Here is a 25,022-nt window from a genome sequence, read left to right on the forward strand (position 1 = left end):
GCCCGACCTCGTGTCGGGCTTTTTTTGGTTCATCGCGTTACGCGATGTTGCCGGTCGTCCGGCGCGTCACGCCGCCGTCACGCCGCCTTGTCGCCGCGCGCCTTCGTGCCCGCTCCTCGCGCGTTCTTCTTCAGGTGGGTGCGGTTGTATTCGATCGCCGCGCGCACGAGGGTCTTCAGCGCCCGCTTGTCGATCCGGTCGCCTTCGAAGAAATCGATCGCGCGCCGCGCATTGCCTTCGAGGCCATCATTGAACAGCCCGCCAGGATCGGGCAGATGCGCGCCGTGCATGAACGTCAGCTTCACCTTGCCCTTGTGCGCATTCGCGACCGCGATCATCCCGTCGCGCGACCACACGGGGCTGCCCATCCATTTCCATTCCTCGACGATGCCGTCGTCGGCAGCGAGGATAGTCTGGCGGAGGTCGGCAAAGAGCGGGCCGCGCCAGTCGGCGATGCCGGCGATCAGCGCGTCGATGCGCGCCGACGGTTGAAGGTCCGTTGTACTCATGCGCGGGCCTCCGTGCCTTCGTCGGGGCGCGCCAGCACCTGTTCGAGCGACTCGAAGAACCGTACCCAGCCGTGCTGCGCGCCGCGGTACGCCTGCTCCTGATCCGCGCGGAAGCCGACCTGCTCCATGCGCAGGTGCGTGCCGGCCGGCGTCGGTGTGAGCGTCCACGTGACGACGCTCTCGAGGCCGTAAGCGGCCCACGTATAGGACAGCGCCCGCTGCGGCTCGATCGTCAGCACCGTGCAGTCGACCGAGCCCCAGTCCGCGCGAAAGCTGAAGGCGCGGCCCGCGACGGGCTCGAAGTCGCTCTTCATCAGCCACGCCTCGATCAGGTGCGGTTGCGTGAGCGCGCGCCAGATCTTCTCCGGCGGATGAGACAGCTCCCGTTCGACGACGACGGAGCGCGTTTCGGTAGTGGCTTGGTTCATTACTGATCCATCCTTTTCAGCAGATCTTCGAGGGCGTCGAACCGGTTCTGCCAGAAGCCTGCCATCTGGCTCGTCCAGTCGATCAGCGGGGCCAGCGCTTGCGGCTGTGCGCTGTAGTGCGTCTGCCGGCCTTCGTGACGGTCATTCACGAGCCCGGCCTGCTTCAGTACGCCGAGATGCTTCGACACGGCCGGCTGCGAGACGCCCGCATGGGCCGTCAGCGCGGCAACCGTCAGCTCGCCCTCCTCGCACAGCCGCTCGAACAGCGCGCGGCGGGTCGGATCGGCAAGCGTCCTGAAAAGCATGTCGTGAGCGTTCTGCATGTCCTGATTCATAACCCGTTGGTTATGGGTTGAAGGATATCTGCTGAACGACGAGAGTCAAGGAGGAATTTCGCGGATGCCGATAAGTGCCGCTGCTGCATGCGACGCGCTTCGCGTTGGGCGCAATCGCGCCGGAAGCGGGCCGGCCGAAGGTCTCGCGTACCGTCGGATCACGCCGGCTTCGCCCGTCCGGGTTCGAGTGTTTGCTCTAATTTTTATTCGATCGTCGCGCGCTGATGCCGTGCCACACATGATCCGGCCTCAAATCCAAGCGCCCATGCGCCGCAGTTGCTGGTAAAAATCGTCTTCCAGCAAGCGACGCCTCAGGAACGAACCGCCAAGCTGGATCAGGAACAGCAATACGAATCCGGCCAGGCAGGCCCGGAACCATCCTCTGGATGCATTGAGAGCATTAAGCGCGACCATGATCAGGATCAGGCAACAACTCCCGCCCACGCTTACCGACAAGCTAAGCCGACGCATATAGCCCGCCTCGACGCGAGGCACCGGTGCGCTCTGCGCTCCGACCAAATTCAGCCGCACCTGTTGAGCGTTCGGCGAAGCAACCAGTTGTGCGCCCTGGCCATGTGCCACCATCTGCGCCGCGAGCACCTGAAGCAATAGCTCATTCACCGGCCCCGGTTTGCCGATCGCGCGGTCGACATCGTGCACCGGCAGTTCCAGTCCTGCATCCTTGATGGCGCCGAGCGTCGCATGCCGACCCGGGGGCGGCAGATCACTCAGCCACGCGTGCCTGATGCGCACGCGCGGCGTCTGCTCCGATTCCAACAGCGTTTCCAGCGCGTCCACCACGGAATCGGATGGCATCGCAATCGGGCGGAATAAACGCGCCTGAGGCCGGAGTTTTCCGTTGAAGTCCTCGATCACGCGCGGCGAGGTGAGCAACATCGCCACGGCGGCCTCCGACCATGCCGGCTCCGCGCCCTCCGCATGCATTTGACAGGCCAGCAACAGCCGGAAATCGGATTTGCAGCCTTCGTCGAACCACGTCTCGATATTCGTCTGCTTCGCACCGAACGGCACCCATCCGAACTGCACGAGGTCGGGCAGGTTCAGCCTCTTCCAGACGGCCCGGAGTTCGGTCAGATCCTCCTTGCCGGCCGATTGCAGGATCACATCGACGACACGGCTCCGCGCATGACGCGCAAGGCTGGCCGCGAACGGCGTCAGCAGTTGTTCCAGTACCCGTTCGAGCCGCGATACGCCTGCCGAACCGTTCGACTCCGGCAACGCCAGGATCTTGCCGGGATTCATCGGCGCACTGCCCTCCAGGCCCAGCAGACGTTCAGCCAACTCGGGCTCCGGCGTCAACGCAACGCTATCGACGATCACCACGTGAGCTTGCGCCCATTGCCGCCACGTCGCCCGCTCGCTGCGGCACAGGAAATTCCACCAGTCGACCCGCTCGATCCACTCCTCGTAGCTGCAATAGATCACGCCGCACACGGCACCAGACACCAGCAACGGCAACAGCAACGCGCGCACGAAGAAGAGTTCGGATATCACCGGCTTGCCCTGCTCCCAGGTGAGTACCGCAATGAGCATGCCCGCGATCTCGATGACGACGATCGCAAGTACGCACCACCAGATCGAGGGGGGCTTGCCGTACTGATATTCCCCGACGTTCGGGACCGTCCACGTTTGCTTCATGCGATTTTCACCCCTGTGCTGCTGGCGATCACCTGGCTGCCGCACCGCGTTCGGCACATGTGCACCGCCCATTTGCGGCCGCCTTCGCTGTAACCCTCGGCGCACTCGACGATCGGGTTGTCGCCGTGCTCCGGGCACGAGACGACGTCATGCAGCAGCGCTACCTTGCGGCCGTCGAGGTCGAATGTCGATGATGCGGTCTTGACGGCACCGCCATGTGTCGTCGCATCGCCCAGGCATACGGGTGTTTTCATGGGGAAGGTCCTCGTAATAGTGAGTGCCGCGCGCCACGTCGGAGCTGGGTCATGGCTGGCCCTCGCCTGAAACTGCTGAACTAGACTGAAGGTTATCCATGTTCCGACAAAGCCACGCTCTCGCCCGCACAGACGGCGTATCCGGCTCGATCAAATCAATAGAGAGCGGCTTCATGTCTTTGCGTTGGCCTGAGTCACTCACCATATTCCCTTTCCCGTCGTATTCATCAAACCGGAGAGTAAAAAACGTAGCAACCTCGTTCTTTTTATAACCATCTCCACACCAGTAGCTCTTGCCTTCAATGGTGGACGCATAGCCGAACGATTGCATACATCGGCCCCTTGCCTCCTCGCGAGTCTGTGCCGCGTCATGATCAGAGCAATTCATTCGATTTACCAGAACCGCGGCCAAAACGACATTCGAATTATGCGCCCCGCGTCTGGCTCGCTTTGCATCAACGTAGACATCGTCACCGCCGAAACTTCGGCCTGCATATTTCCAAACTTTCTGGTCTAGCGTCGTTTCAAATAATTTATTATCGAATTGAGCAAATGCGTTTCCTGACAACAGCAAGGCTACAGGTAGCAAAATTCTATATAACTTATTCAGGCAACCGAGGGATTTCATCATGGGTCTTTGTTGTAAGTATCGCGCGCCTCATGGCACCAGTGGCGCGTCCGGGTTCGTTGGCTTGATCGATGCGTCGCAGGTAATGCGGTCCTGACCGGAGGGCGTGCGAAGCTTTGAAAAAACACTTGGTCGCTTTGACGCTGAAAAGCTCCCGCCCTTGACGCCAGGCGGATAGGGGCCGCTTAAGTCAATGCCTGGAATCATCGGATATTCGACAACGTACGCGTCACCGTCCGCAGACCTATTTGCGACATAGAGTCGATCTTTGGTTACAAAAACAGAATAGTCCTTTGAGTCCTCAAACGCATTGAAACTGTGGTCCATGTAGATCTTCGCGGCAAAGATTTTTCCACCATCTGTCGAATACCAAAATGGCACCACACAACCTTTTTCACCGTTACCGCAAAATGCTCTCGGTGGATAAGCCATGGGCAATACGATATTCATTCCAGCCGGATCGGCATTAATGATACGCCCCTGGAAATTTTCAAAATGCCCGCGCCCTAAATACTTTCTGATTCCGGCACGGGTATCGTTGTAGTACGACTCCCCGTGATAACAGTCTCGATAACGCTCCAGCGTCACAAAGCGGTGGTCATCAATCTGGTAGATGACTTGGGGCGGAGAGTCATACGGCAACTCCTTGAGTGCCGAACTCCAAAAATCGCCGAGCCTGAAGACGGGACGCTGAGGCGGGTGTGCCGCGCACCCTTGCATCAGGGTGACCAGCGCGATTATGGCAACGGCGTATCTCATCATCTTGCGGCTCATTGGGGTACCAGCGGTGCATCCGGGTTAGTCGGCTTGATCGACGCGTCGCAAGTGATTCGATCCTGGCCGGAGGGCGTGCGAAGCTTTGAAAAAATTCCCGGCCGCTTTGATGCTGCAAAGCTCCCGCCCTTGACACCAGGCGGATAGGGGCCGCTTAAGTCAATGCCTGGCATCATCGGATATTCGACAACGTAGGCGTCATCGTCTGCCGACCTATTTGCGACATAGAGTCGATCTTTTGTTACAAAAACCGAATAGTCCTTCGAGTCCTCAAACGCATTGAAACTGTGATCCATGTAGACCTTCGTGGCAAAGATTATTCCGCCATCTGTCGAATACCAAAATGGCACCACACAACCTTTTTCACCGTTGCCGCAAATCAATCCATCCGGATAGGCCAGCGGAAAAACAATATTCTTTCCAGTCGGGTCGGCGTTAACGATGCGCCCCTGGAAATTTTCAAACAGGCCCCGCCCTAAGAACTTTCGAATCCCGGCACGGGCGTCGTTGTAATACGATTCCCCGTGATAACAGTCCCGGTAACGTTCCAGCGTTACAAAGCGGTGTTCGTCAATTCGATAGATGACTTGGGGCGGCGAGTCATACGGCAACTCCTTGAGCGCCGAACTCCTAAAGTTGCTAAGACTGAAAACCGAATGCTTCGGCTCTGGTGCCGCACACCCTTGCATCAGGGTGACCAGCGCGATTATGGCGACGGCATATCTCATCATGCTCCTCCTTTCCATTGCTGTTGCCGAAGTTGTTCGGCTTCGGCCCTGGTTTGCTCCTCGGCTACGGTTCCCCAATCGATATAGGCAGGCTTAACAACGCTTTGCGGAACTCCAAGCTCAAAGTAATCGTCATAACCCTGCGTCCAGTCGGCAAATTTCATCAGACGGGTCCAGAATGCTGGCCTCTCATATGCATCACAAAAGCCGATTGGGAGGTCGTAGGCGACCACCCGGCGCATGAACGCCTGATGCTGCGGCAACGTGCTGTGGTTGGTCGGCTCGGCGAGATAGGTGTCGAGTCGTTGAAGCATTTCGTCCTGTGTCTCAGGCCGAGTCGTGCGTCTGGAGCTATAAACATCCTCAGTAGTAACGGTGCGCCCTGGTCGATAAATCGAGCGCATGTAACGGTAGTCAGGATCAGCGTAGTTCCCTGTATTTGGATCATTCGGATCGGGAATCCATGCACCCATTTCATCGACGCCTTTACGCGAATTTTCAAACTGCCGCATCTCGTCCGCCGTGACCGGATTCAGCACCTGCTCCGCGTTGACCATCACGGTTTTGTCGGGATGCGGTACCGCCCATAGCTTCACGAGCGGCGTAAAGATGTTCCGGTTACCGTTCCAGAAATCGGTCGACTTCGCTCCGGATACAAGCTTGTCTTCGGGAGTCGGCGGAAGCGTGCCGAACTTCTTCACGCCCGGTGCGTCGCCCACCGGAGTACCGCGCGCCAGCATGCGCTGCTTGACGGTATCGCCCAGCTCGGCGAGCAATTTGTCATCCACGCCCTGCCAGCCGATGCTTTGCAGCGGCGTGGCGCCCATCACGCGATCATGCGGCGTGAAGTAAACGTACAGTCGGCCATGATTGTCACGCTCATGCACGCCGGACTTGCGCCGGTTGTCGGGCCGCCAGAAATCCATGTCCTCGGACGCGCCGCACTGAAGCTGATTCAATTCCGTCTCGGTGAAAACGTGCTTGTCCCGCTTGATCCGGTTTGCGATGTTCCGGAAAGTGTTGATGCGCGCCTCCGGAGTGGGGCGTTCCACACCACAGGTCAGGGCGTCCGTGATCTTGTCATCGAGGGCATACGGCGAGTTCATCACGAACACGGCATCGGGCGCGCGTGTCTTGCATAAGGCGGTCGCCGCGAGCGCAATCATCGTCCCTTGGCTATGCGACATCACAGTCACCGTATCGCGCGGACACTCGTCGCGAATCCGGTCGATCAGGTCGGCCAACCGTTGGGCCGCATGAGCGTAGTATGTGCGCGGCGGAGAATCCTGCAGTTGGCGATCGGCCTCCGTGTTCAACGACTCCATGTCAAACCTGAGCACGTAACGCTTGAATCCCTCGTCGCTCCACAATTGCGGCAGGTTGTTGGTGCCGTTCTGGAAAGGGCCGCCTCCCCAATACCACGGACCTTTTTCGTTCGTGCACACCGGTGCCCACGCGTCGAAGCCGCGCGAGTTGCGCATCGGGATGCGCCAGTTGCGCTCGGTCCCGGGGGCCGCGCTGTAACCCCAATAGAAGCGGATCACCGGGGAATGTCCGCTCCACTCCGGATCAAGTTGGCGAGCGATAGGCTTATCAGTGTTTTTATCGAAGGTAATGTATCTGTTCTCTTTTAGCTTCAAGCCGTCAGGCAAATTCAATCGCTCATTCAACCCTTCGCATAGCGCCTTTTCCGCTGCGTCATACCACTCCCCCGTGGAATTAACGCCATGCACAAAGATGATGACGCCTGGCATGTGCGGCGGAATGCGGCATTCTGCGCGCACCTGAAAACTGCTCGGAGTGTGATAGGACTCCCAATACGGCTGCCCCATATGATCACGCTGCATCGGCACGATGCGCGTTGCGGTGTCGTGCCGATAGGGTCTCGGCGTACCAGCATCGTCGTCCGTGTCGTCCGGCTGGTTGAAGTGATCCGTCATGAATCAGCCTTCCTTATTGTTCTGAAGCAGCAACTTGAGCCCCCGTGCAACATCCTGCCGGCTCAACGAAGTCTCCCCCTTTTCGTTGGTGATGCCCTCGACAATCTGCCCGCCGGCGAGCTGAATCTTGTACGGTCGGTTTGCAACCGGTCGACCGGTGATGTCGTCGCTGAGAATGAACCGCTCGTCGTTCGCGATATCGATCTGGTTGAACTTCGGCAGCGGCAGCGACAGCGCACCCGGTCCTTCCTTCCGGATTTCGATGATCTTGAGGATCAGGCAGCCGGCCCCGCCAATCTCGACGTTATCGCCCTGCACCTTGACGTAGGCCGTACCGCCGCCGCCGAGCACAACCCCGTTCGCGGCATTGACGGTCGTGGTGCCGTCGGCACTGGTGATCCGCATGTCCTTCTGCGCCACCAGTTCCATCGCGTCCGACTGTGCCTGGATCCGAACCTTGCCGCGCGCGGCGTAGAGCTTGATGCCGAACTTGTGCGCAAACAGCGACAGCACCTCGCCCGCCGCGATCGCGACGTTCCGGAGCGCATTCACGTTGAACCGCGACGACGTGCCGACACTCACGTCCTTGCCCGCCGACACCATCACCCGATCCGGTGTCGCCAGGCCAATGCCGTTCGGCGCGGACAGTGCGATCACGGCCGTCTTCAAGCTCGCCAGTTCTTCCTTCAGCCACGCGTTTTCCGCCTTCAGGTCCGCGAACTCCGCCTGCGCCACCGCTGCGGCATCGGTCAACCCCTGGGCCTGCGCCTGTGTCAGCGCAAACTGGTTCGTCGCCGGCCGCATGTCGGTCGTCTGCCCGGTCGCCTTCTCCTGCCTGTCGGACGACACCAACAGACCGCCACCCGCGCGCACATGCCCCCGATCGTCGGTGCGCAGTTCGAAACCCTCGCCGCGCAGTTGCTGGTCGCGGTCCACCGTATAGCCGAGATTGAGCTGCGACTTGCCGTGCTCGGTCGCGACCTTGATGTGTTCGCGCCCCTGCCGGTCGTCCATCTCCAACGTGTTGTTCGAGCGCGTGCGGATCGTATTGCGCGTGCCCCAAGGCACGCCCGCGACGATCGGATCCGTGTGCTGAGCGGTATGCAGCACGTGGCTGATGAACGGCAAATCCACGCAGCCCCACAGAAAGCTCACGCCGACCACCGTGCCCTCGACGAGCCCGAAGTGAAAGCCGGTCTGGTTAGGCCCCGCGAACGGCTTCGCCAGCCTCATCGGGCAACTCTGCAGACCCGGTACTCGCGTGTCGCGATCCAGATGGAGATCGACGATGTATTCGCCCTGGCTATCCAGATAGGGGTCTTTCCAGCCGCCGGACGACGCGATCGTCCCGGTGATGACCCCGTCGATCCTGGGCCACGTCGCTTCCTTCAACGGCATTCGATACTGGCGATCGGATGGAATCGCGTCGAACTTGACGTGATAGGCCTTCTTCCGGCTCGCGCCGCACGTCACCCGCACCACGACCAGCCCGTGCTTCGCATCGGGCAATTCCCGGTTCGACAGTTTCAGCACCGAGCCGGGCGTGAGATCCAGCATGTCGCACTCGCCGCGATACTCGACTTGCCCGGCCAGCGCAGCCTCGCGGCGCAACTGCGCCTCTTCCTTCGCCTCGCCCTCGCTCCGGCCCGGCGTTCCCCATGTATACGCTTCACCATACGTGCTGCGATCCTCGCGGATCGGGCTGACCGCCTCGATCGGCGCCGATTCCACCGCTTCGGTGCTGAATGTACGTACCGCGTAGGCCGCGGGCATGGTCTTCGCGCACATTTCCAGTGCGCTGACCGACTCGATGCCCCCGGTTTCCAGACCGCCGTGCGGCCGGTATGCAACCGTCAGGCACTCGGGATCGCGGCGGTAGTGCGCATAGTCGTCGCCGAAGCACACCCGCTCGCAGCGTTCCCCTTCCTCGCAGACGAACCAGATGCCCGAGCGGCGGCACAGTCGCGTGATGAACGCCAGATCGTCCTCGCCCCACTGCATCACGAAGCTGCGCTTTCGATAGGATCGGTACAGCTTGAATTCGAAGCGCGCGAAAATCTTGTTGAACTCATGTTCCCGCAGGATCTGCTCGATGATCTCGGGAATGCTCATGTCGAGGAAGAACCGGCACTTCGGCGCATTGCGCAACAGCGCCAGACGCGATTCCAGCACGATCTCGTACAGCGACTGATCGCGGTTGGTGGCCTTCAGCGCGAAGCCCGTCACCACGCCTTGAATGCGCCGCGCCTCCTCCGGCCGGCTCCATTGGTCACGCGGCGGCGGCTGAATGACGAATGCACCCATCCGGTTCAGGAATTCACCGCGCGACAGGTCGTGACGGGGATGGGTGAACCGGATCGTGTACTTCGTCGGCTCGCCGATCCCGCACTCGCCATCGAACTCGTAGATGTCCGCAAGCGCGGCAGCGGGCGCACCCTTGATATCCAGGCTATAGAACTGATGGATGTTGACGCCCGCGCGCGGGGGTGTATCGGAAATAGCCGTGCTCGCGGTCAATTAATTCTCCGAAAACGTTTGCGGAATATTCCGCGCGACTTTAACTGGGCGAGGGACAAATCTGCTATAGGACGAATCTGAAATTAGCAAGGATCGGCGTTTAAAGCCTGATCCATTAACGAGTCCAGGTCGAGCAGAAACAGACTCCGTGTTTCCCGGATGCCGATTCGCTCGACTAGCATCACGCTGCCGGCGCATGGACTTTCACCGCGCAACATGCCGGTGCGTCCAGAGACAATGGGCGTGTGAGCCGAAAACTGCCTCACGCCGGGATCCGGCACCGCGTTCCGCGTGCGGCCGAACAGCACCATCGAAACGCATCGAATCGAAAGCATTTCCTGAAAATCCGGAATCCCGGCATATAACCGAACACGCAATACGGAAAGCTACCGTTCGGCACTCCGCGAAATGAGCCTGAGGCTATCCAATCCAATTTCGGCGACGGCGGAGATCAGGCGTCGGCGATCGCCGCCGCACATCATTGCGTATCGCACCAGACAGGATCGACCGTGTAACGTTCCTTTCGCTCGCGAACCCGCCCCGAACAGCACCGGCTTCATGCATGCAGACTCGAGCATTTGCTCTAATTCACGGCGGCGTTCTCGCAATCGAAAGCCGCCTGCAAGAGTGCGCGGCGCGCTGTTCCACACTTCGGGAAACGCCTGCGGTCAGTCTGCCCCTTTGTCGTGCATCCGCGATTCCGCCTCGGCCGCCTCGCCTCGTTTGATCACATAGTGCGACGCCGCGTGCGGCGGTGGCCGATCGCGAATCATGCGCACACGCGATCGTGCGCGCCGTCATCGCGCACGTTCCGGCGCGGCAACGAACGACTCGCGCGCATGAACGCCGTGCGTCGCGTTGCCATCGTGTCGCGAACCGGTTCCGTCGCCAATACGGAGCAGCTGTCGCGTGCACCGCGCGATACACACCCGGTCGCACGCCGATGTCAGAACTGACAGCTATGGAAACTGGCAGCTACCTGAACGGCACCGACGGCCTACGCTCGTCACCGCTCGCGGCCCCACAAGGGCCGTGGGCTCCAGCAACGTCGTCTCTCCTAAAAAGGACTCCCGATGAAAAGGAACGCCTGGTTTTCCCTGCCCCTTCCGTCGCCCCGCCGCCTTGCATGCGCGTGGCCGCTCGTACTCGCCGCCGGCGCGGCGCACGCGACGACGGACTGGGTCGATACCCATACGAAAGCCTTTCTGACCGGCCCGCAGTTGATGGCGCGCAGCGCGGCGCCGTCGCTCGAACTCGCGGCCGGCGAGACGACGGACGTCGTCGTCAGCCTGAAGCTGCGCAACGCCGCGCAGCTCAAGCAACTGGCGCGCGACGTGAACCGGCCCGGCAGCGCGCATTACCGCCAGTACCTGACGCACGAGCAGTTCCTCGCCAGCTACGCGCCGACCGACGCGCAGGTGAAGTCGGTCGTCGACTATCTGCGCAAGAGCGGCTTCGTGAACATCGACGTCGCGCCGAACCGGCTGCTGGTGTCCGCGCGCGGCACGGCGGGCACGGTGAAGACCGCGTTCAACACGTCGCTCGTGCACTTCGAGTACGCGGGCCGCTCGGGCTTCGCGAATGCGTCGACCGCACAGGTGCCGAGCGCGCTCGGCGACGTCGTCGGCTCGGTGCTCGGGCTGCAGAACGTCGCGCGCGCACGGCCGATGCTGCGCATCGGCAACGTGGCGAAGCCGCAGGCACTCGCGGCCGGCACGGCGACCGGCCACTATCCGAAGGAATTCCCGGGCCTCTACAACGCAACCGGCGTGCCGACCGCGGCCGGCGTGACCGTCGGCATCATCACGATCGGCGGCGTATCGCAGACGCTGCAGGACCTGAAGCAGTTCACCTCGAGCAACGGTTACGGCACGGTCTCGACGCAGACCGTCAAGACCAACGGCACGAGCGGCAGCTACAGCGACGACCAGGACGGCCAGGGCGAATGGGATCTCGACAGCCAGTCGATCGTCGGCTCGGCCGGCGGCCAGGTCGGCAAGCTCGTGTTCTATATGGCGGACCTCAACGCCGCCGGCAACACGGGGCTCACGCAGGCATTCAACCGCGCGGTGTCGGACAACACCGCGAAAGTGATCAACGTATCGCTCGGCTGGTGCGAAACCGACGCGAACGCGGACGGTACGCTCGACGCCGAAGAGCAGATCTTCACGACGGCCGCGGCGCAAGGCCAGACGTTCTCGGTTTCGTCGGGCGACGAAGGCGTGTACGAGTGCAACAACCGCGGCTACCCGGACGGCTCGAACTACACGGTGTCGTGGCCGGCTTCGTCGCCGCATGTGCTCGCGATCGGCGGCACGACGCTCTACACGACGTCGGCAGGCGCATTCTCGAACGAAACGGTGTGGAACGAAGGGCTCGACGGCAACGGCAAGCTGTGGGCGACGGGCGGCGGCGTCAGCACGATCCTGCCCGCACCGTCGTGGCAGTCGGGCAGCAGCCGCCAGTTGCCGGACGTGTCGTTCGACGCCGCGCAAAGCACGGGCGCGTACATCTACAACTACGGCCAGTTGCAGCAGATCGGCGGCACGAGTCTCGCCGCGCCGATCTTCACGGGCTTCTGGGCGCGCCTGCTCGCGGCGAACGGCACGGGCCTCGGTTTCCCGGCCGGCAACCTGTATCGCGCGATTCCGTCGAACCGGTCGCTCGTGCGCTATGACGTCGTGTCGGGTAACAACGGCTATCAGGGGTATGGCTACACCGCCGGCACCGGCTGGGATCTGACGACCGGCTTCGGCAGCCTGAACATCGCGAACCTCAACCAGCTGATCAAGTCGGGCGGGTTCTGAGCGATATGTAAAGGCCGGCGCGCGGCAGTGATTTGCCGCGCGCCGGCCTTGTCGCCTTCAGGTCGCGCGGAATTCGCGCATCACCCTACTCCGTCGCACGCTCGTTCACAGGCTCCGGCGCGGCCGGCACACCGCTCCGATGCGACGGTGCAAACAGCCGCAATCCGCTCGCGACGCTCGCAGCACCTGCGAAACCCGCGCCGAGCATCAGCGCGAGCGTCGGCCCGTGACGCCCCGCGATCCCGAACGACAGCGCGACGAGCGCCGCGCCCGTTGCCTGCCCGATCAGCCGCGCGGTCGCGATGATTCCGCTCGCGCCGCCGCTGCGCTCGGGCGGCGCGCTCGACATCAGCGCCTTCAGGTTCGGCGACTGGAAGAAGCCGAAGCCCGCGCCGCACAGCATCATCCGCCAGCCGATGTCGAATACGTTCGGCGCCGCCGGCAGTGCGGCGAGCGACACCATGCCCGCGCTCAGCAGCGCGAGCCCGATCGCACCGAGCAGGCCGGCCGGGTATCGATCCGACAGGCGGCCCGCGATCGGCGCGGCGAGCGCGACGATCGCCGACCACGGCGTCATCAGGAACCCCGTCTCGACCGCGTTGCGATGCAGGACGGTTTCGAAATAGAACGGCAGCGACACGAACGCGAGCCCCTGCGCGGCGAACGCGCACACGGCGGTCAGCGCGGACAGCGTGAACACGGGTCGGCGAAACAGGTCGACCGGCAGCATCGGCGCCGGGTGCCCTGCCTGGCGGCGGATCAGCAGCCAGCCGAACGCGAGCGCAACCGCCGCCGCCGCGAACACGACGGAAAGCGGCCCGCGCTGCGCGAATTCGCCGAGCGCGAAGATCAGCGACGCGAACGTGATCACGTTGAACAGTGCGGCAACCGGATCGAACGCATGCTTGCCGCGCGCCGTCTGCGGCAGCGACGGAATCGCCACGGCGAGCGCGAACACGCCGAGCGGCACGTTCACCGCGAACAGCCACGGCCATGCGGCGACCGACAGGATCAGCGACGCGATCGTCGGCCCCACCGCGAACGACACGCCGACGACGAGCGCGTTGAAGCCGACGCCGCGCCCGAGCCGGTGCGCGGGAAACAGGCCGCGGATCAGCGCGACGTTGACGCTCATGATCGCGCTCGCGCCGAAGCCCTGCACGATCCGCGCGGCCGTCAGCATCGGCAGCGTCGACGCGAGCGAACAACCGAGCGATGCGAGCGTGAACACCGCGAGCCCGGCGATATACACGCGCTTGTGGCCGACGATGTCGCCGAGCGACGCGAACGGCAGCAGCGTCGCGACCATCGCGAGCTGGTACGCATTGATGATCCATACGGACGCGGCCGGCGACGCATGCAGGTCGGCGGCGATCGCGGGCAGCGCGGTGTTCGCGATCGCGGTGTCGAGCGTCGCGAGCGCGACGGCCAGCAGCACGGCGGACATCGCGCGCCAGTTGACGGCCGGCTCCCGGGCGCCGGCGGAGGATGCGAATTCGGACAAGATGAGGCTCGGCTGACGGGCGACGCGCGGCGTCGCGGATTGAGCGGCGCGGCGGCGTGCGTTCCGGACGGCAGGACCGGCGCGCGCGCAGCCGCGATCCGTATTGTTGCAGAGCCGCATCGAACGTGCAGGCGGCCGCCTCGTCAGTCAGCGAAACGAAAGCTTGCGCGATGCCGTGCTTGACGCGCGGCATCGTTGAGCGCACAACGATCGACGATCCGGCGCGCCGGCTGGCCTTCCGGGCGCGTGCCCGTCCTCGTCGTGCCGGCGCGGGCGGCCGGCCCGGCCGCGTCTGCCGGCGGCACCGCGCATCGGAAACCGATGCGCCGATGCGCGGCGTGCGTGCGCCGCCGTCGCGCCAGGTCGGATCAGGTCACCGCGCGCCGCGCATTGCGTCCGCGCAGCCATTCGAGCGCGAGCAGCAGGCTCGTCGAGAAGATGATCAGGATCGTCGCGAGCGCGGCGATCGTCGGGCTGATGTTCTCGCGGATGCCCGTGAACATCTGGCGCGGCAGCGTCGTCTGGTCCGCGCCCGCGAGAAACAGCGTGACGACCACTTCATCGAACGACGTCGCGAACGCGAACAGCGCGCCCGACATCACGCCCGGCGCGATCACCGGCAGCGTCACCCGGAAAAAGGTCGACACCGGATTCGCGCCGAGCGACAGGCTCGCGCGCACGAGGTTCTGGTTGAAACCCTGCAGCGTCGCGGCGACCGTCGTCACGACGAACGGCACGCCGAGCGCCGCGTGCGCGGCGATCAGCCCCGTATAGGTATTCGCGAGCCCGAGCGGCGCGAAGAACAGGTACATGCCGACGCCGACCACGACGACCGGCACGATCATCGGCGACAGCAGCACGGCCATCAGCAGCGCCTTGCCGCGGAAGTCGGCCTTCGTGAGGCCGATCGCGGCGAGCGTGCCGAGCACGGTCGCGACGACGGTTGCCGACGGCGCGACGATGAAGCTGTTTTTCGCGGCCATCCGCCACTCGTCCGACGCGATCAAGTTCTCGTACCAGCGCATCGAGAAGCCCGGGATCGGATAGACGAGGAACGTGCTCGACGAAAACGACAGCGGCACGATCGCGAGCACCGGCAGGATCAGGTACAGCAGCGTCAGCACGACGAGCACGCGCAATGCGACGTACCACGCGCGCTCGACGAACGACATGTGCGGCGCGAACAGCGGCCTGGCGAGCAGTTTCATGGTCGAATCCCTTTCCGTTCCGTTGTTGCGCGCTTAGCCGAGGCTCACGTTCGAGCGGGTGAAGCGGCCGTAGATCGCGTACAGCACGAGCGTCGCCGCGAGCAGCAGCCCGCCAAGTGCGCACGCCATGCCCCAGTTGATCGTCACGTTCGTGAAGTACGCGACGTAGTAGCTGACCATCTGGTCGTTCGGCCCGCCGAGCAGCGCAGGCGTGATGTAGTAGCCGATCGCGAGGATGAACACGAGCAGCGCGCCCGCGCCGACGCCCGGATAGGTCTGCGGCACGTACACGCGCCAGAACGCGGCGAACGGATGGCTGCCGAGCGACACGGCCGCGCGCTGGTAGGTCGGCGGGATCGACTTCATCACGCTGTACAGCGGCAGGATCATGAACGGCAGCAGGATGTGCGTCATCGAGATATACACGCCGACGCGGTTGAACAGCAACGTCAGCGGATGCGAGATCAGCCCGCTGCCGATCAGCGCCGTGTTGATGAGCCCTTCGCTCTGCAGCAGCACGATCCACGCGGCGACGCGCACGAGCACCGACGTCCAGAACGGAATCAGCACGAGAATCATCACGAGGTTCGCACGCCGCTCCGACAGCGTCGAGATCCAGTATGCGAGCGGGTAGCCGAGCAGCAGCGCGAACAGCGTGACCGCGACGCCGATCACGAACGTGCGGCCGAAGATCGCGAGATAGATCGACTGGTCGGGATCGGCCTGCACGATGTGGCCGAAGCCGTCCTGTCTGTGGTCGAGCGCGGCGAGCAGGTAGAACGGCGAAACCGTGCTGCCGTTCTTCGCGATGGCCTGCCAGTACGCCGTGTCCCCCCAGCGCGAATCGAGTTCGACGAGTTTCGTGCGCGTCTGCGCAGGCGTGAGCGTCGATTCATTGTCGCCCTTCAGCGGCATCGCGCGCGCCGTCTTCGCGACGAGCGAGCGATAACCGGGGATCTCGGTGTTCAGGCGCCGCGCGAGCGCGCCCATCGCCTCGCTGTCGGCCACCTTCGTCATGTCGGCCGCGAGCGCGACATACGCGGCGTCGGCCGGCGGCGCCTTGCGGTCCCAGCCCGACAGCGCGGTGACCGTGTTCGGCAGCGCGGTCGCGATCTCGGGGTTCTGCACCGCGCGCGTGAGCAGCGTGCCGATCGGTACGACGAAGATCAGCAGCAGGAAAATCGCGAGCGGCGCGACCAGCAGCAGCGCCATCGTGCGCTTGCGGGCCTCGGCAGCCTTCAGCTCGCGCTTGAGCGCGGCGCCCGACGAGGAAGGCGCGATCGTCATCGTATTCAACGGGTCTCTCCGGCCGGGCACGCTCCGGCGGAATGCCGCGCGACGCGATCGACGCGCCGCGCGGCTGGTTGCATCAGGATGCCTGAACGATTACTTCGTCGCCCATGCGGCGAAGCGCTGCTCGAGCTCGTCGCTGTGGTCGGTCCAGAAGCCGATATCTTCCAGCACCGCGTTCTTGCCGTTGGCCGGCGAGTTCGGCAGGTTCGCGAGCGTCTTCGCGTCGAGCGACTTGATCGCGGCGATGTTCGCGGGGCCGTACGCGATGTGCTGCGCATACGCCTGCTGCGGCTTCGGCGTCAGCGAATACGCGATGTACTGCTCGGCCAGCGCCTTGTTCGGCGAGCCCTTCGGAATCGCCCAGTAGTCGAGGTCGTAGATGCTGCCGTTCCACACGACCTTCAGGTTCTTGCCTTCCTTCTGTGCGGCATCGATGCGGCCGTTGTACGCGGTCGACATCACGACGTCGCCGGCGACGAGGAACTGCGGCGGCTGCGCGCCCGCTTCCCACCACTGGATGTACGGCTTCAGCTCGTCGAGCTTCTTGAACGCGCGGTCCTGGCCGGCCTTCGTGCCGAGCACCTTGTACACGTCCTTCGTCGCGACGCCGTCGGCCATCAGCGCGAATTCGAGGTTATAGCGCGCGCCCTTGCGCATCCCGCGCTTGCCGGGGAATTTTTTCACGTTCCAGAAATCGGCCCAGCCGGTCGGTGCCGACTTCAGCTTGTCCGCGTTGTACGACAGCGCCGTCGACCAAACGAAGAAGCCGACGCCGCACGCTTGCGGCGATTCCGGAATCAGGTCGGACTTCTTGGCGATCTTCGACCAGTCGAGCTTCTCGTACAGCCCTTCGTCGCAACCGCGGTTCAGGTCGCCCGATTCGACTTCGACCACGTCCCAGTTGACGTGCTTCGCCTCGACCATCGCCTTCACCTTCGCCTGCTCGCCGTTGTATTCGACGGCGGTGACCTTGTTGCCGGTTGCCTTCTCGAACGGCTGGTTGAACGCGACCTTCTGCGCGTCGCCGTTCGCGCCGCCGAAGTTGACGACCGTGAGTTCGGCGGCCGTTGCCGATGCGCCGACTACGGCGAACGCCAGTGCCAGCGCGGTGCGGCGCGCCGTGAAGCTTGCTCGTTTCATGATGGTTCCTCTCCTCTCGTGGTGGAAGTGGGCAGTTGTTGTTGACGACGTGCTGCGGTAAATCGGGGAAACCCTGCTCATGCGAACACGCGCAGGTGCTCACGCGCGAATGCAAGCGAGACCGGCGCGCCGGGAGAGAACGCATCGAGCGCGCCGGTGCCGAGCGGCACCTTCACGAAGCATTCGTCCTGGCCCGGCAGCGCGCAGCGCATGCGCACGTGATCGCCGAAATAGATGAGGCTGCGCGCCTCGCCGGTCAGCCGGTTCGCGGCTGCGCCGTTCGCGTGCCCATTCGCGCCGTGCGCGGCGAGGCTCATGCGTTCGGGGCGGATGCACGCGACGGCCGACGCGCCCTCGGCGGCTTCGCCGATATGGCGGCCGACGAGCTTCGTGCCGTCGTCGAGCCGGAACTCGCAGAATTCACCGTCGACGCTCGCAATGGTGCCGCGCAGCCGGTTGCTGTCGCCGATGAAGTTCGCGACGAATTCGTTGCACGGCGATTCGTACAGGCGGTCGACGGTGTCGAGCTGCTGCACGATGCCCTTGTCGAACACGGCCACACGATCGGACATCGTCAGCGCCTCGCCCTGGTCGTGCGTCACGTACACGAAGGTCACGCCGAGCTTCTCGTGCAGCGCCTTCAGTTCGTACTGCATGTGTTCGCGCAGCTGCTTGTCGAGCGCGCCGAGCGGCTCGTCCATCAGCACGAGCTTCGGCTCGAACACGAGCGCACGCGCCAGCGCGATACGCTGCTGCTGGCCGCCCGACAGCTGCGCCGGGTAGCGTTTCGCGAAGCGCTCCATCTGCACCATCTTCAGCGCATGCGCGACGCGCTCCGTGCGCTCGGCGGCCGGCAGCTTGCGCACGGTCAGCGGATACGCGACGTTCTGCTCGACCGTCAGGTGCGGGAACAGCGCGTAGTTCTGGAACACCATGCCGATGTTGCGCTTGTGCGGCGGCACGTTGTTCAGGAGTTCGCCGTCGAGGCGGATCTCGCCGCCGGTCGGAAACTCGAAACCGGCGAGCATCATCAGGCAGGTCGTCTTGCCCGAGCCCGACGGCCCGAGCAGCGTCAGGAATTCCCCTCGGTGGATATCGAGGTCGAGCGATTTGACGACCAGCGTTTCACCGTCATAGGTCTTCCGCACGCCGCGAAAGCTGACGATCACATCATCGGACTTCATCATGCTGTCCCCTTGCGTCGCGACAATCGTTTATGAATGCCCCCTAACCTGCCGCTTCGCGGCAGGCCCCCCGAGGGGGTCAAGAAAACTTGGGGCGGCCCGGCGTTTTCTTGCGAGATGCGTTCCACTATACGGTGCGCACGGTTCTATACTAGGGAACCATTTCAATATTCCAAGTAGGACCACTTTGGATACCGTGATCCTTGCCGACTGGCTCTCCGCCCGCCTCGACCGCGGCTCGTCCGAGCCGATGTACCGGCAGTTGCTGCAACAGATGCAGCAGGCCATCCTGACCGGGGAATTGGGGCCAGGAACAAAACTGCCCAGTTCCCGGACGCTCGCGGCGGACCTGTCGATCGCGCGCAATACCGTGCTGCACGTGTACGACCAGTTGACGGCCGAAGGCTATGTGCTGACGACGACCGGCAGCGGCACCTATGTGGCCGACACGCGGCCGGACGCCGCCGCGATTCGCGCGCCGGGCGGCGCACCGCCCGAGGCCGGTACGCCGCCGTCCGACGCCGGTACGCTGCCGCCGCCGGACGCGCAGGGCAGCCTGTCGATGCGCGGCCGGCAACTGATCGAGCACGCGGGCGTGTCGCGGCGCCAGTGGGGCGCGTTCATGCCGGGCGTGCCGGACGTGTCGGAGTTTCCGAGCCGCACGTGGAGCCGCCTGCAGGCGCGGCTGTGGAAGGAGGCGAACCCCGAGCTGCTGACCTATGCGCCCGGCGGCGGCTACCGGCCGTTACGGCGCGCGCTCGCCGATTACCTGCGCGTCGCGCGCTCGGTCAAATGCTCGCCGGACCAGGTGATCATCACGACCGGCATTCATCAGTCGATCGATCTCGCGGTGCGGCTGCTGTCCGACATCGGCGATCGCGCGTGGGTCGAGGAACCGTGCTACTGGGGCGTGCGCAGCGTATTGCAGGCGGCCGGCCTCACGCTCGCGCCGGTGCCGGTCGACCAGGAAGGGCTCGCGCCGCGTGCCGGCGACATGCAGCATCCGCCGCGGCTCGTGCTCGTCACGCCGTCGCATCAGTACCCGCTCGGGATGGTGATGAGCCTCGCGCGGCGCCGGATGCTGCTCGAATACGCGCGCCAGCACCGCTGCTGGATCATCGAGGACGACTACGACAGCGAATTCCGCTACGGCAGCCGCCCGCTCGCGTCGCTGCAGGGGCTCGACGACGGCGGCCGCGTGATCTACGTCGGCAGCCTCGGCAAGATGCTGTTCCCGGGCCTGCGGATGGGCTACATGGTCGTGCCCGAGCATCTGGTCGATACGTTCCGCACCGGGCTGTCGGAGCTGTACCGCGAGGGCCAGCTGATGCAGCAGGCCGTGCTCGCCGAATTCATCATGGACGGCCACCTGACTTCGCACGTCAGGCGCATGCGCACGCTGTACGGCGAGCGCCGGCAACTGATGATCGACGCGATCCGCGCGCGCTTCGGCGACGCACTGCCCGTGATGGGCGACGAGGCCGGCCTGCACCTGGTGCTCGGCCTGCCCGACACGTGCGACGATCGCGCGGTCACGCAGAGCGCGTTCGACGCGGGCGTGATCGTACGCCCGCTCACCAGCTACTACAGCAACCTCGACACCGCTCGGCGCGGCCTGCTGCTCGGCTATGCGTGCGTCCCGCACGAAAGCATCGGGCCCGCGTTCGACACGCTCGCGGATACCATCGAGCAGCATCTGCCGCGGCACATTACGCGCGCGGCATAGGAGCGGTCACATGCGACGGCGCCCGCGTTACTGCGCGCTGCCCGCGCCGCGATCGAGCGACGCCGCGCGCACGGCTTCGCCGGGCTTCGTGAACACGCGCTGCCGCAGTGCGGCGATCTGCGCGTCGCGGTCCGGCGGCGACAGGCCGGCCGACTCGATCTGCGCACGCTGCGCCGCATAGTCCGCGTAGCGGCTCTGCCACGATGCGTCGTCCTGCTGCATCTGCGCGACGCGCGCGGCGGCCTCGGGCCCGAGCGTCTGCGTCAGTTGCGCGCGCATCGCATCGGGCGTCGCCCCGCTCTTCTGCAACTGCGCGATCTGGTCGATTGCGGCCCGCTGCCGGTCGACCCGCTGCTGCGCCATGCGTTCGTCGGCCGGCATCTGCTGCTCGAGCGCCGCGAGCCGTTCGGCTTTCTGTGCATCGGTCAGCGTGCGATCCTGCGCGATCTTCAGCCGTGCGAGATCGTAGCGCTGCCGCCACTGCTCCGCGCCGAAGAACGGCTGGCTCCAGTCGCCGAGCGTGCGATACGCGATCGACGCGCGCTGGTCGAGCGCGAGCTGCAGCGCGCCCAGGTCGGACTTGTCGACCGCGCCGGCGTCGCGCAGTTTCGCGAGCGCGTCGAGATACGCGCGATACCGGCGCCACACGTCGAGCGCGTCGGCTTGCGCAGCCGTGCCATCGAGCTGCGCGGCAATCTCGCGCGCGACGAGCGCATCGAGCGCGGCCGCGCTGAGGTCGCTCTGCGCGGTCAGGCAGTAGTCGAAGAAATCGCGCACCGCGCGCACCTTCGCGAGATGGCCGCCCGCATCGAGCGGCAGCCGCGGCGCACTGGAACCGGCCAGCGACGACGGCAGGCCCGCGCTCGCCGGCACGGCGGCCTGCGGCGGTGCCGCAGCCACGCCGCCCACCGCCGCCGCATCGGGCGACTCGCCGGCGCTACCCGTACCGCGATGCCATCCCGCCCCGCTCCACATCGCGACGCCGGCGATCGCCGCCAGCCCCACGACACCGTAGACCGCAGCGCGCCGCGCCAGCGGCGCGCGCCCTTCACGTGCCATCATCGATTACACGCCCGCCAGCTTCAGCCGGTTCGCATGCGTGCGGATCACCGCGACCGGATCTTCCGCATACGCGCCGCGCACGCCGAGCAACTGGTTGATCTCGTCGATATGGTTCCACTTGTAGCTCGTGCTCAGCACCTTGCCGTACAACGCGCTGCACTTCGACACGAGCCCGTCGTTCTGGCCCGAGCCGCGGTTGATCATCACCGTGCCCGTGCCGAACAGCGCGAGCGTCGACAGGTCGAGCGCGTTCGCCGGGTCGACGAGCGGAAGGGTGCTCGTGTCCGTCGCACCCGTGACACCGAACACGGAGAGCGTCGGCTGGATCGCCGTGCCGGCCCACGAATACAGCAGATGCGTGTTGCCGCCGACGGTTTCCGTCGGCGCGCCGGTCTGGCAACTTCCCGGTGCGCCAAGGCCCGCGCTCGGATAGTTCTGGTTGTACGTGGCGGCCTGTGCGGTCGTCAGCGTTTTCAGCGACGCGAGCGCGTCCTGGTTCGTGTTGTGGCTGCTGCTCGTCAGGATTCCGAACACATTGACGAACGCGGCGATCACCGATGACGAAAGCCCGGTCGGATCGTATGCGAGCACGCTCTGCACGAAGTCGGCGAACTCGGAGCCGCGATGCGGCGTGCCGATCGTCGTCACCGACGCGACGAGATCGGGCGCGACGGCCGCGACATAACGCGACGTGAGCCCGCCCTGGCTGTGACCGACGAGATTGACCTTGGTCGCGCCCGTCGCGGCGAGCACCGTCTTCACGTAAGCGAGCAACTGTTCGCCGCGCCCGTTCGGGCCGTCGTCGCTCTGGAAACCCGACAGGTTCGCGACGTAGACGGTCGCGCCATGCTGCTGCAGGTCTTCCTGGATGCCGTACCAGTACTCGAGCACGCCCGCGTACTTGTCGGTGCCGGTGAGCCCGTGCACGAGGATGATCGGATAACGCGTCGTCGCGTAGTCGTCGGCGGGCGCGGTCGCCGCCATCGCCGCGCGCGTCGTCGCGAGCGTCATCAACGCAGTCGTCCCCGCGAACGGCGCGACGCTCATCGCGCATGCCACTGCCCCTGCCACCACCCTGGAACGCATCGATCTGGCCATGCATGTTCTCCTGATTATTGTGCTGCCGGTACGAATGAGATCGGATCGACGCACTCGGCGCCCTCGCGTGCGCAGTGATCGTCGAATGCCGGAGTGAAGCACGACTGGCCAACGTTTGCGCCCCGACTAGACACGGTTCTCTAATCGGTTGACGCGCCCCACCCGTTCGGGCGGGGCCGCGTTCATGCGCGCGCATGCTGCAACGCACACGCGCAACGCGCTACAGCTTTGCGCTCACGCGTACCCATGCGGTACGGCCCGGCTCCATCACCGGCGCGTTCGCCGGATAGCCGAAGCCGGCATTGCCGGCGAGGTTCAGATGCTCGGTGTAGGCCTTGTTCAGCACGTTGTCGACGCCGACCGAGACCTGCACGGTCTTGCTGACGTTGTACTGCGTATGCAGCGACAGCACGCCGAATCCGGCGCTCGGGCCGAAGTCCTTGCCGACCACGTTGCCCTCGTTCAGCGCATAACGATGCTGCGGCGCAACGATCCGCCACAGCCCGCCGGCCGACCACGCGCCGCGCGTGTATTCGAGCCCGATGCGCGCCTCGAGCGGCGGCATCTGCGGCAGCGGATCGCCGCTCGCCACGTTGCGCCCCCACGCATACGCGAGCGACGTCTCGACGCGCAGCGGCGCAACCGGCCGCCACGACACACCTGCCTCGCCGCCCATGATCTGCGCGTTGACGTTGGTCGCCCGCGTGGTCGGGCCCATCATGCCGGCCGCGTAGTTGAACAGGATGAAGTCCTGCACGTAGCCTGCGTAGGCCGACACCCACGCATCGAACCGGTCGCTCTTGTATTGCGCGCCGATGTCGAGCTGCGTGGTCTTCTCCGGCTGCACCGCCGAGAATGCGTTGACCGAACCGGCCGGCCCGCGCTTCGCGGAGAACAGCTCCCAGTAGTCGGGATAGCGCTGCGCATGACCGATCCCCGCGTACCACGTGACGGGCAGCGACGCGAGATCGCGCTCGTAGCGCACGAAGCCGCTCGGCAGCACGCGCGTGCGATCGTCGTCGAAGGTCGGGTTGGGTTTGCTCGCCATCATCCCGCTCGTCGTCGCGCGCTTGTCGCGTGCGCTCGCGTAGTCGACGCGCGCGCCGCCGATCACGCGCGACACGTCGCTCGCGTACCACGTCAGCTCGCCGAACGCACCCGCGTTCCACATCGTCGCCTGCGCATCCCACGGCTGGTCGCCGTAGTTCTGCCGCCCCATCGCCGAGCGCGAATCGAGCCGGTTCGATTGCGCGTCGACGCCCGTCACGAGCTTGAAGTCGTCGCCGAAACGGAACGTCGCGGCAGCGCGCGCGCCGACCGTGCGGCGCCGCACCTCCGACGCCATCCGCATCGGCATGCTGCTGGTCGGATCGGGCTGCCGCAACGTGTAGTTGTCCATCACGTGGTCGGCTTCGTTGTAGTACACGCGCGCCTCGATCCGGTCGAGCACGTCGCCGAGATGCCGCTTGTCGAACGACAGGCCGAACGTCTCGCGGCGGAAATGCGCGCCGTCCATCCCGCGGCCCGCATACTTCGCGTAGCCGTCGCCCGTGCCGGCCGTCAGTTCGACCCGCGTATGGTCGTCGGGCGTCCAGCCGAGCGCCGCGTCGGCGTTCCACTTGTCCCACTGCGACGGCACCGTGTTGCCGTTGCCGTCCTTGTAGTCCTGCGAATGCGCGTGGTTCGCGCTCACGCGGCCATAGACGTCCGGCGTGCCGGCCGTCAGGTCGACGTTCTGGTCGTTACGGCCGAACGAGCCGCCGACGAGGCTGCCCTCGAAACGCATGCCCGGCTTGTCGAAACGCGGCGTCACACGCTCGAACAGCACGGTGCCGGCCGACGCGCCGGGACCGTACAGCACGGTTTGCGGCCCCTTCACGACGGTGACCTTGTCATAGCTTTCCGGCGCGATGTACGACGTCGGCGCATCCATCCGGTTCGGGCAGGCACCGAGCGTCGGCATCCCGTTCGCCAGGATATTCAGTCGCGACCCGAACATCCCGCGCAGCACGGGGTCGCCGTTCGTACCGCCGCTGCGGATGGACGTGAAACCGGGGATCGTCTTCAGGTAATCCGCGCCGTCGCTGGCGGGCAGCGGCTGGCGCGGCGCCTTCGGATCCGTGACGACGACGAGCGGCGTCGTCAGCGGCGACGCGACGACCTCGACGGGCGGCAGCAGCGCGGCCGAATCGTCCGCAGGCGCGCCGGCCGCGCGCGCCGTTTCGGCC

General features: G+C 64.8%; 20 protein-coding genes. 2 read left to right on the plus strand and 18 right to left on the minus strand.

Going from position 1 to position 25,022, the window contains the following annotated elements; genetic code table 11:
- Nucleotides 1–77: 77 nt before the first annotated feature.
- From ACPUER_RS10660 to ACPUER_RS10705, 10 genes are all read right to left on the minus strand, one after another.
- Entirely contained in the window at nt 78–509 is a 432-nt protein-coding gene (locus tag ACPUER_RS10660; protein ID WP_425131052.1) for a DUF1801 domain-containing protein, read from the minus strand.
- A complete protein-coding gene (locus tag ACPUER_RS10665; RefSeq protein ID WP_425131053.1) occupies nt 506–937 on the minus strand; it encodes an SRPBCC family protein in 432 nt (143 codons plus the stop codon). The genes ACPUER_RS10660 and ACPUER_RS10665 overlap by 4 nt, the downstream gene beginning before the upstream one ends.
- Nucleotides 937–1,260 carry an ArsR/SmtB family transcription factor gene (locus tag ACPUER_RS10670; protein WP_034180131.1) on the minus strand — a complete coding sequence of 108 codons (324 nt, stop codon included), beginning with the start codon at nt 1,258–1,260 and terminating at the stop codon, nt 937–939. Before ACPUER_RS10670 ends, ACPUER_RS10665 begins: the two co-directional genes overlap by 1 nt.
- A gap of 261 nt (nt 1,261–1,521) precedes the next feature.
- Entirely contained in the window at nt 1,522–2,931 is a 1,410-nt protein-coding gene (locus ACPUER_RS10675) for a hypothetical protein (RefSeq protein ID WP_425131054.1), read from the minus strand.
- Nucleotides 2,928–3,185, minus strand: coding sequence for a PAAR domain-containing protein (locus ACPUER_RS10680; protein ID WP_425131055.1), 258 nt, complete (start codon nt 3,183–3,185; stop codon nt 2,928–2,930). The genes ACPUER_RS10675 and ACPUER_RS10680 overlap by 4 nt, the downstream gene beginning before the upstream one ends.
- 49 nt (nt 3,186–3,234) lie before the next feature.
- The gene (locus ACPUER_RS10685; protein WP_425131056.1) at nt 3,235–3,816 is read right to left on the minus strand and encodes a hypothetical protein; all 582 of its coding nucleotides are present in this window, start codon (nt 3,814–3,816) and stop codon (nt 3,235–3,237) included.
- A 27-nt stretch (nt 3,817–3,843) separates the two neighbouring features.
- A complete protein-coding gene (locus ACPUER_RS10690) occupies nt 3,844–4,587 on the minus strand; it encodes a T6SS immunity protein Tli3 family protein (RefSeq protein WP_425131057.1) in 744 nt (247 codons plus the stop codon).
- Entirely contained in the window at nt 4,584–5,315 is a 732-nt protein-coding gene (locus ACPUER_RS10695) for a T6SS immunity protein Tli3 family protein (RefSeq protein ID WP_425131058.1), read from the minus strand. The genes ACPUER_RS10690 and ACPUER_RS10695 overlap by 4 nt, the downstream gene beginning before the upstream one ends.
- Nucleotides 5,315–7,255, minus strand: coding sequence for a T6SS effector phospholipase Tle3 domain-containing protein (locus tag ACPUER_RS10700; protein ID WP_425131059.1), 1,941 nt, complete (start codon nt 7,253–7,255; stop codon nt 5,315–5,317). Before ACPUER_RS10700 ends, ACPUER_RS10695 begins: the two co-directional genes overlap by 1 nt.
- 3 nt (nt 7,256–7,258) lie before the next feature.
- Nucleotides 7,259–9,772 carry a type VI secretion system Vgr family protein gene (locus ACPUER_RS10705; RefSeq protein ID WP_425131060.1) on the minus strand — a complete coding sequence of 838 codons (2,514 nt, stop codon included), beginning with the start codon at nt 9,770–9,772 and terminating at the stop codon, nt 7,259–7,261.
- A gap of 1,073 nt (nt 9,773–10,845) precedes the next feature.
- Between ACPUER_RS10705 and ACPUER_RS10710 the strand changes: the two genes are divergently transcribed.
- The gene (locus tag ACPUER_RS10710; protein WP_425131061.1) at nt 10,846–12,579 is read left to right on the plus strand and encodes a S53 family peptidase; all 1,734 of its coding nucleotides are present in this window, start codon (nt 10,846–10,848) and stop codon (nt 12,577–12,579) included.
- 85 nt (nt 12,580–12,664) lie between these two features.
- Here the strand turns inward: ACPUER_RS10710 and ACPUER_RS10715 are convergent, their stop codons facing one another.
- From ACPUER_RS10715 to ACPUER_RS10735, 5 genes are all read right to left on the minus strand, one after another.
- Entirely contained in the window at nt 12,665–14,083 is a 1,419-nt protein-coding gene (locus ACPUER_RS10715; RefSeq protein ID WP_425131062.1) for an MFS transporter, read from the minus strand.
- Between the two features lie 368 nt (nt 14,084–14,451).
- Nucleotides 14,452–15,291, minus strand: a complete 840-nt coding sequence (locus ACPUER_RS10720) for an ABC transporter permease (protein WP_175958704.1) — start codon at nt 15,289–15,291, stop codon at nt 14,452–14,454.
- Between the two features lie 33 nt (nt 15,292–15,324).
- Entirely contained in the window at nt 15,325–16,578 is a 1,254-nt protein-coding gene (locus tag ACPUER_RS10725) for an ABC transporter permease (RefSeq protein ID WP_425131067.1), read from the minus strand.
- A gap of 99 nt (nt 16,579–16,677) precedes the next feature.
- The gene (locus ACPUER_RS10730; RefSeq protein WP_175958703.1) at nt 16,678–17,724 is read right to left on the minus strand and encodes an ABC transporter substrate-binding protein; all 1,047 of its coding nucleotides are present in this window, start codon (nt 17,722–17,724) and stop codon (nt 16,678–16,680) included.
- Nucleotides 17,725–17,801: 77 nt separating this feature from the next.
- Nucleotides 17,802–18,908: an ABC transporter ATP-binding protein gene (locus ACPUER_RS10735; RefSeq protein WP_425131068.1), complete on the minus strand. Its 1,107-nt coding sequence runs from the start codon at nt 18,906–18,908 to the stop codon at nt 17,802–17,804.
- 187 nt (nt 18,909–19,095) lie between these two features.
- On the opposite strand from ACPUER_RS10735, the gene ACPUER_RS10740 reads away from it, so the two are divergent.
- On the plus strand, nt 19,096–20,634 hold the full coding sequence (locus ACPUER_RS10740) for a PLP-dependent aminotransferase family protein (RefSeq protein ID WP_175958702.1): 1,539 nt from the start codon (nt 19,096–19,098) through the stop codon (nt 20,632–20,634).
- A gap of 27 nt (nt 20,635–20,661) precedes the next feature.
- On the opposite strand, the gene ACPUER_RS10745 is transcribed toward ACPUER_RS10740, so the two are convergent.
- From ACPUER_RS10745 to ACPUER_RS10755, 3 genes are all read right to left on the minus strand, one after another.
- A complete protein-coding gene (locus ACPUER_RS10745; RefSeq protein WP_310140534.1) occupies nt 20,662–21,696 on the minus strand; it encodes a lipase secretion chaperone in 1,035 nt (344 codons plus the stop codon).
- A 3-nt stretch (nt 21,697–21,699) separates the two neighbouring features.
- Complete coding sequence (locus ACPUER_RS10750) at nt 21,700–22,794, minus strand: triacylglycerol lipase (RefSeq protein ID WP_425131063.1); 1,095 nt, start codon at nt 22,792–22,794, stop codon at nt 21,700–21,702.
- Between the two features lie 220 nt (nt 22,795–23,014).
- Nucleotides 23,015–25,022, minus strand: a 2,008-nt coding sequence (locus ACPUER_RS10755) for a TonB-dependent copper receptor (protein WP_425131064.1), incomplete at its 5' end; no start/stop codon positions are given.

Origin of the sequence: Burkholderia sp. DN3021 (assembly GCF_049805555.1) — a bacterium.
Taxonomy (GTDB): Bacteria; Pseudomonadota; Gammaproteobacteria; order Burkholderiales; family Burkholderiaceae; genus Burkholderia; species Burkholderia pyrrocinia_C.

Coding starts and splice junctions, on each gene's coding strand:
- ACPUER_RS10660 (WP_425131052.1), bottom strand. CDS start 509: ATGAGTACAACGGACCTTCAACCGTCGGCGCGCATCGACGCGCTGATC.
- ACPUER_RS10665 (WP_425131053.1), bottom strand. CDS start 937: ATGAACCAAGCCACTACCGAAACGCGCTCCGTCGTCGTCGAACGGGAG.
- ACPUER_RS10670 (WP_034180131.1), bottom strand. CDS start 1,260: ATGCAGAACGCTCACGACATGCTTTTCAGGACGCTTGCCGATCCGACC.
- ACPUER_RS10675 (WP_425131054.1), bottom strand. CDS start 2,931: ATGAAGCAAACGTGGACGGTCCCGAACGTCGGGGAATATCAGTACGGC.
- ACPUER_RS10680 (WP_425131055.1), bottom strand. CDS start 3,185: ATGAAAACACCCGTATGCCTGGGCGATGCGACGACACATGGCGGTGCC.
- ACPUER_RS10685 (WP_425131056.1), bottom strand. CDS start 3,816: ATGATGAAATCCCTCGGTTGCCTGAATAAGTTATATAGAATTTTGCTA.
- ACPUER_RS10690 (WP_425131057.1), bottom strand. CDS start 4,587: ATGAGCCGCAAGATGATGAGATACGCCGTTGCCATAATCGCGCTGGTC.
- ACPUER_RS10695 (WP_425131058.1), bottom strand. CDS start 5,315: ATGAGATATGCCGTCGCCATAATCGCGCTGGTCACCCTGATGCAAGGG.
- ACPUER_RS10700 (WP_425131059.1), bottom strand. CDS start 7,255: ATGACGGATCACTTCAACCAGCCGGACGACACGGACGACGATGCTGGT.
- ACPUER_RS10710 (WP_425131061.1), top strand. CDS start 10,846: ATGAAAAGGAACGCCTGGTTTTCCCTGCCCCTTCCGTCGCCCCGCCGC.
- ACPUER_RS10720 (WP_175958704.1), bottom strand. CDS start 15,291: ATGAAACTGCTCGCCAGGCCGCTGTTCGCGCCGCACATGTCGTTCGTC.
- ACPUER_RS10725 (WP_425131067.1), bottom strand. CDS start 16,578: ATGACGATCGCGCCTTCCTCGTCGGGCGCCGCGCTCAAGCGCGAGCTG.
- ACPUER_RS10730 (WP_175958703.1), bottom strand. CDS start 17,724: ATGAAACGAGCAAGCTTCACGGCGCGCCGCACCGCGCTGGCACTGGCG.
- ACPUER_RS10735 (WP_425131068.1), bottom strand. CDS start 18,908: ATGAAGTCCGATGATGTGATCGTCAGCTTTCGCGGCGTGCGGAAGACC.
- ACPUER_RS10745 (WP_310140534.1), bottom strand. CDS start 21,696: ATGATGGCACGTGAAGGGCGCGCGCCGCTGGCGCGGCGCGCTGCGGTC.
- ACPUER_RS10750 (WP_425131063.1), bottom strand. CDS start 22,794: ATGGCCAGATCGATGCGTTCCAGGGTGGTGGCAGGGGCAGTGGCATGC.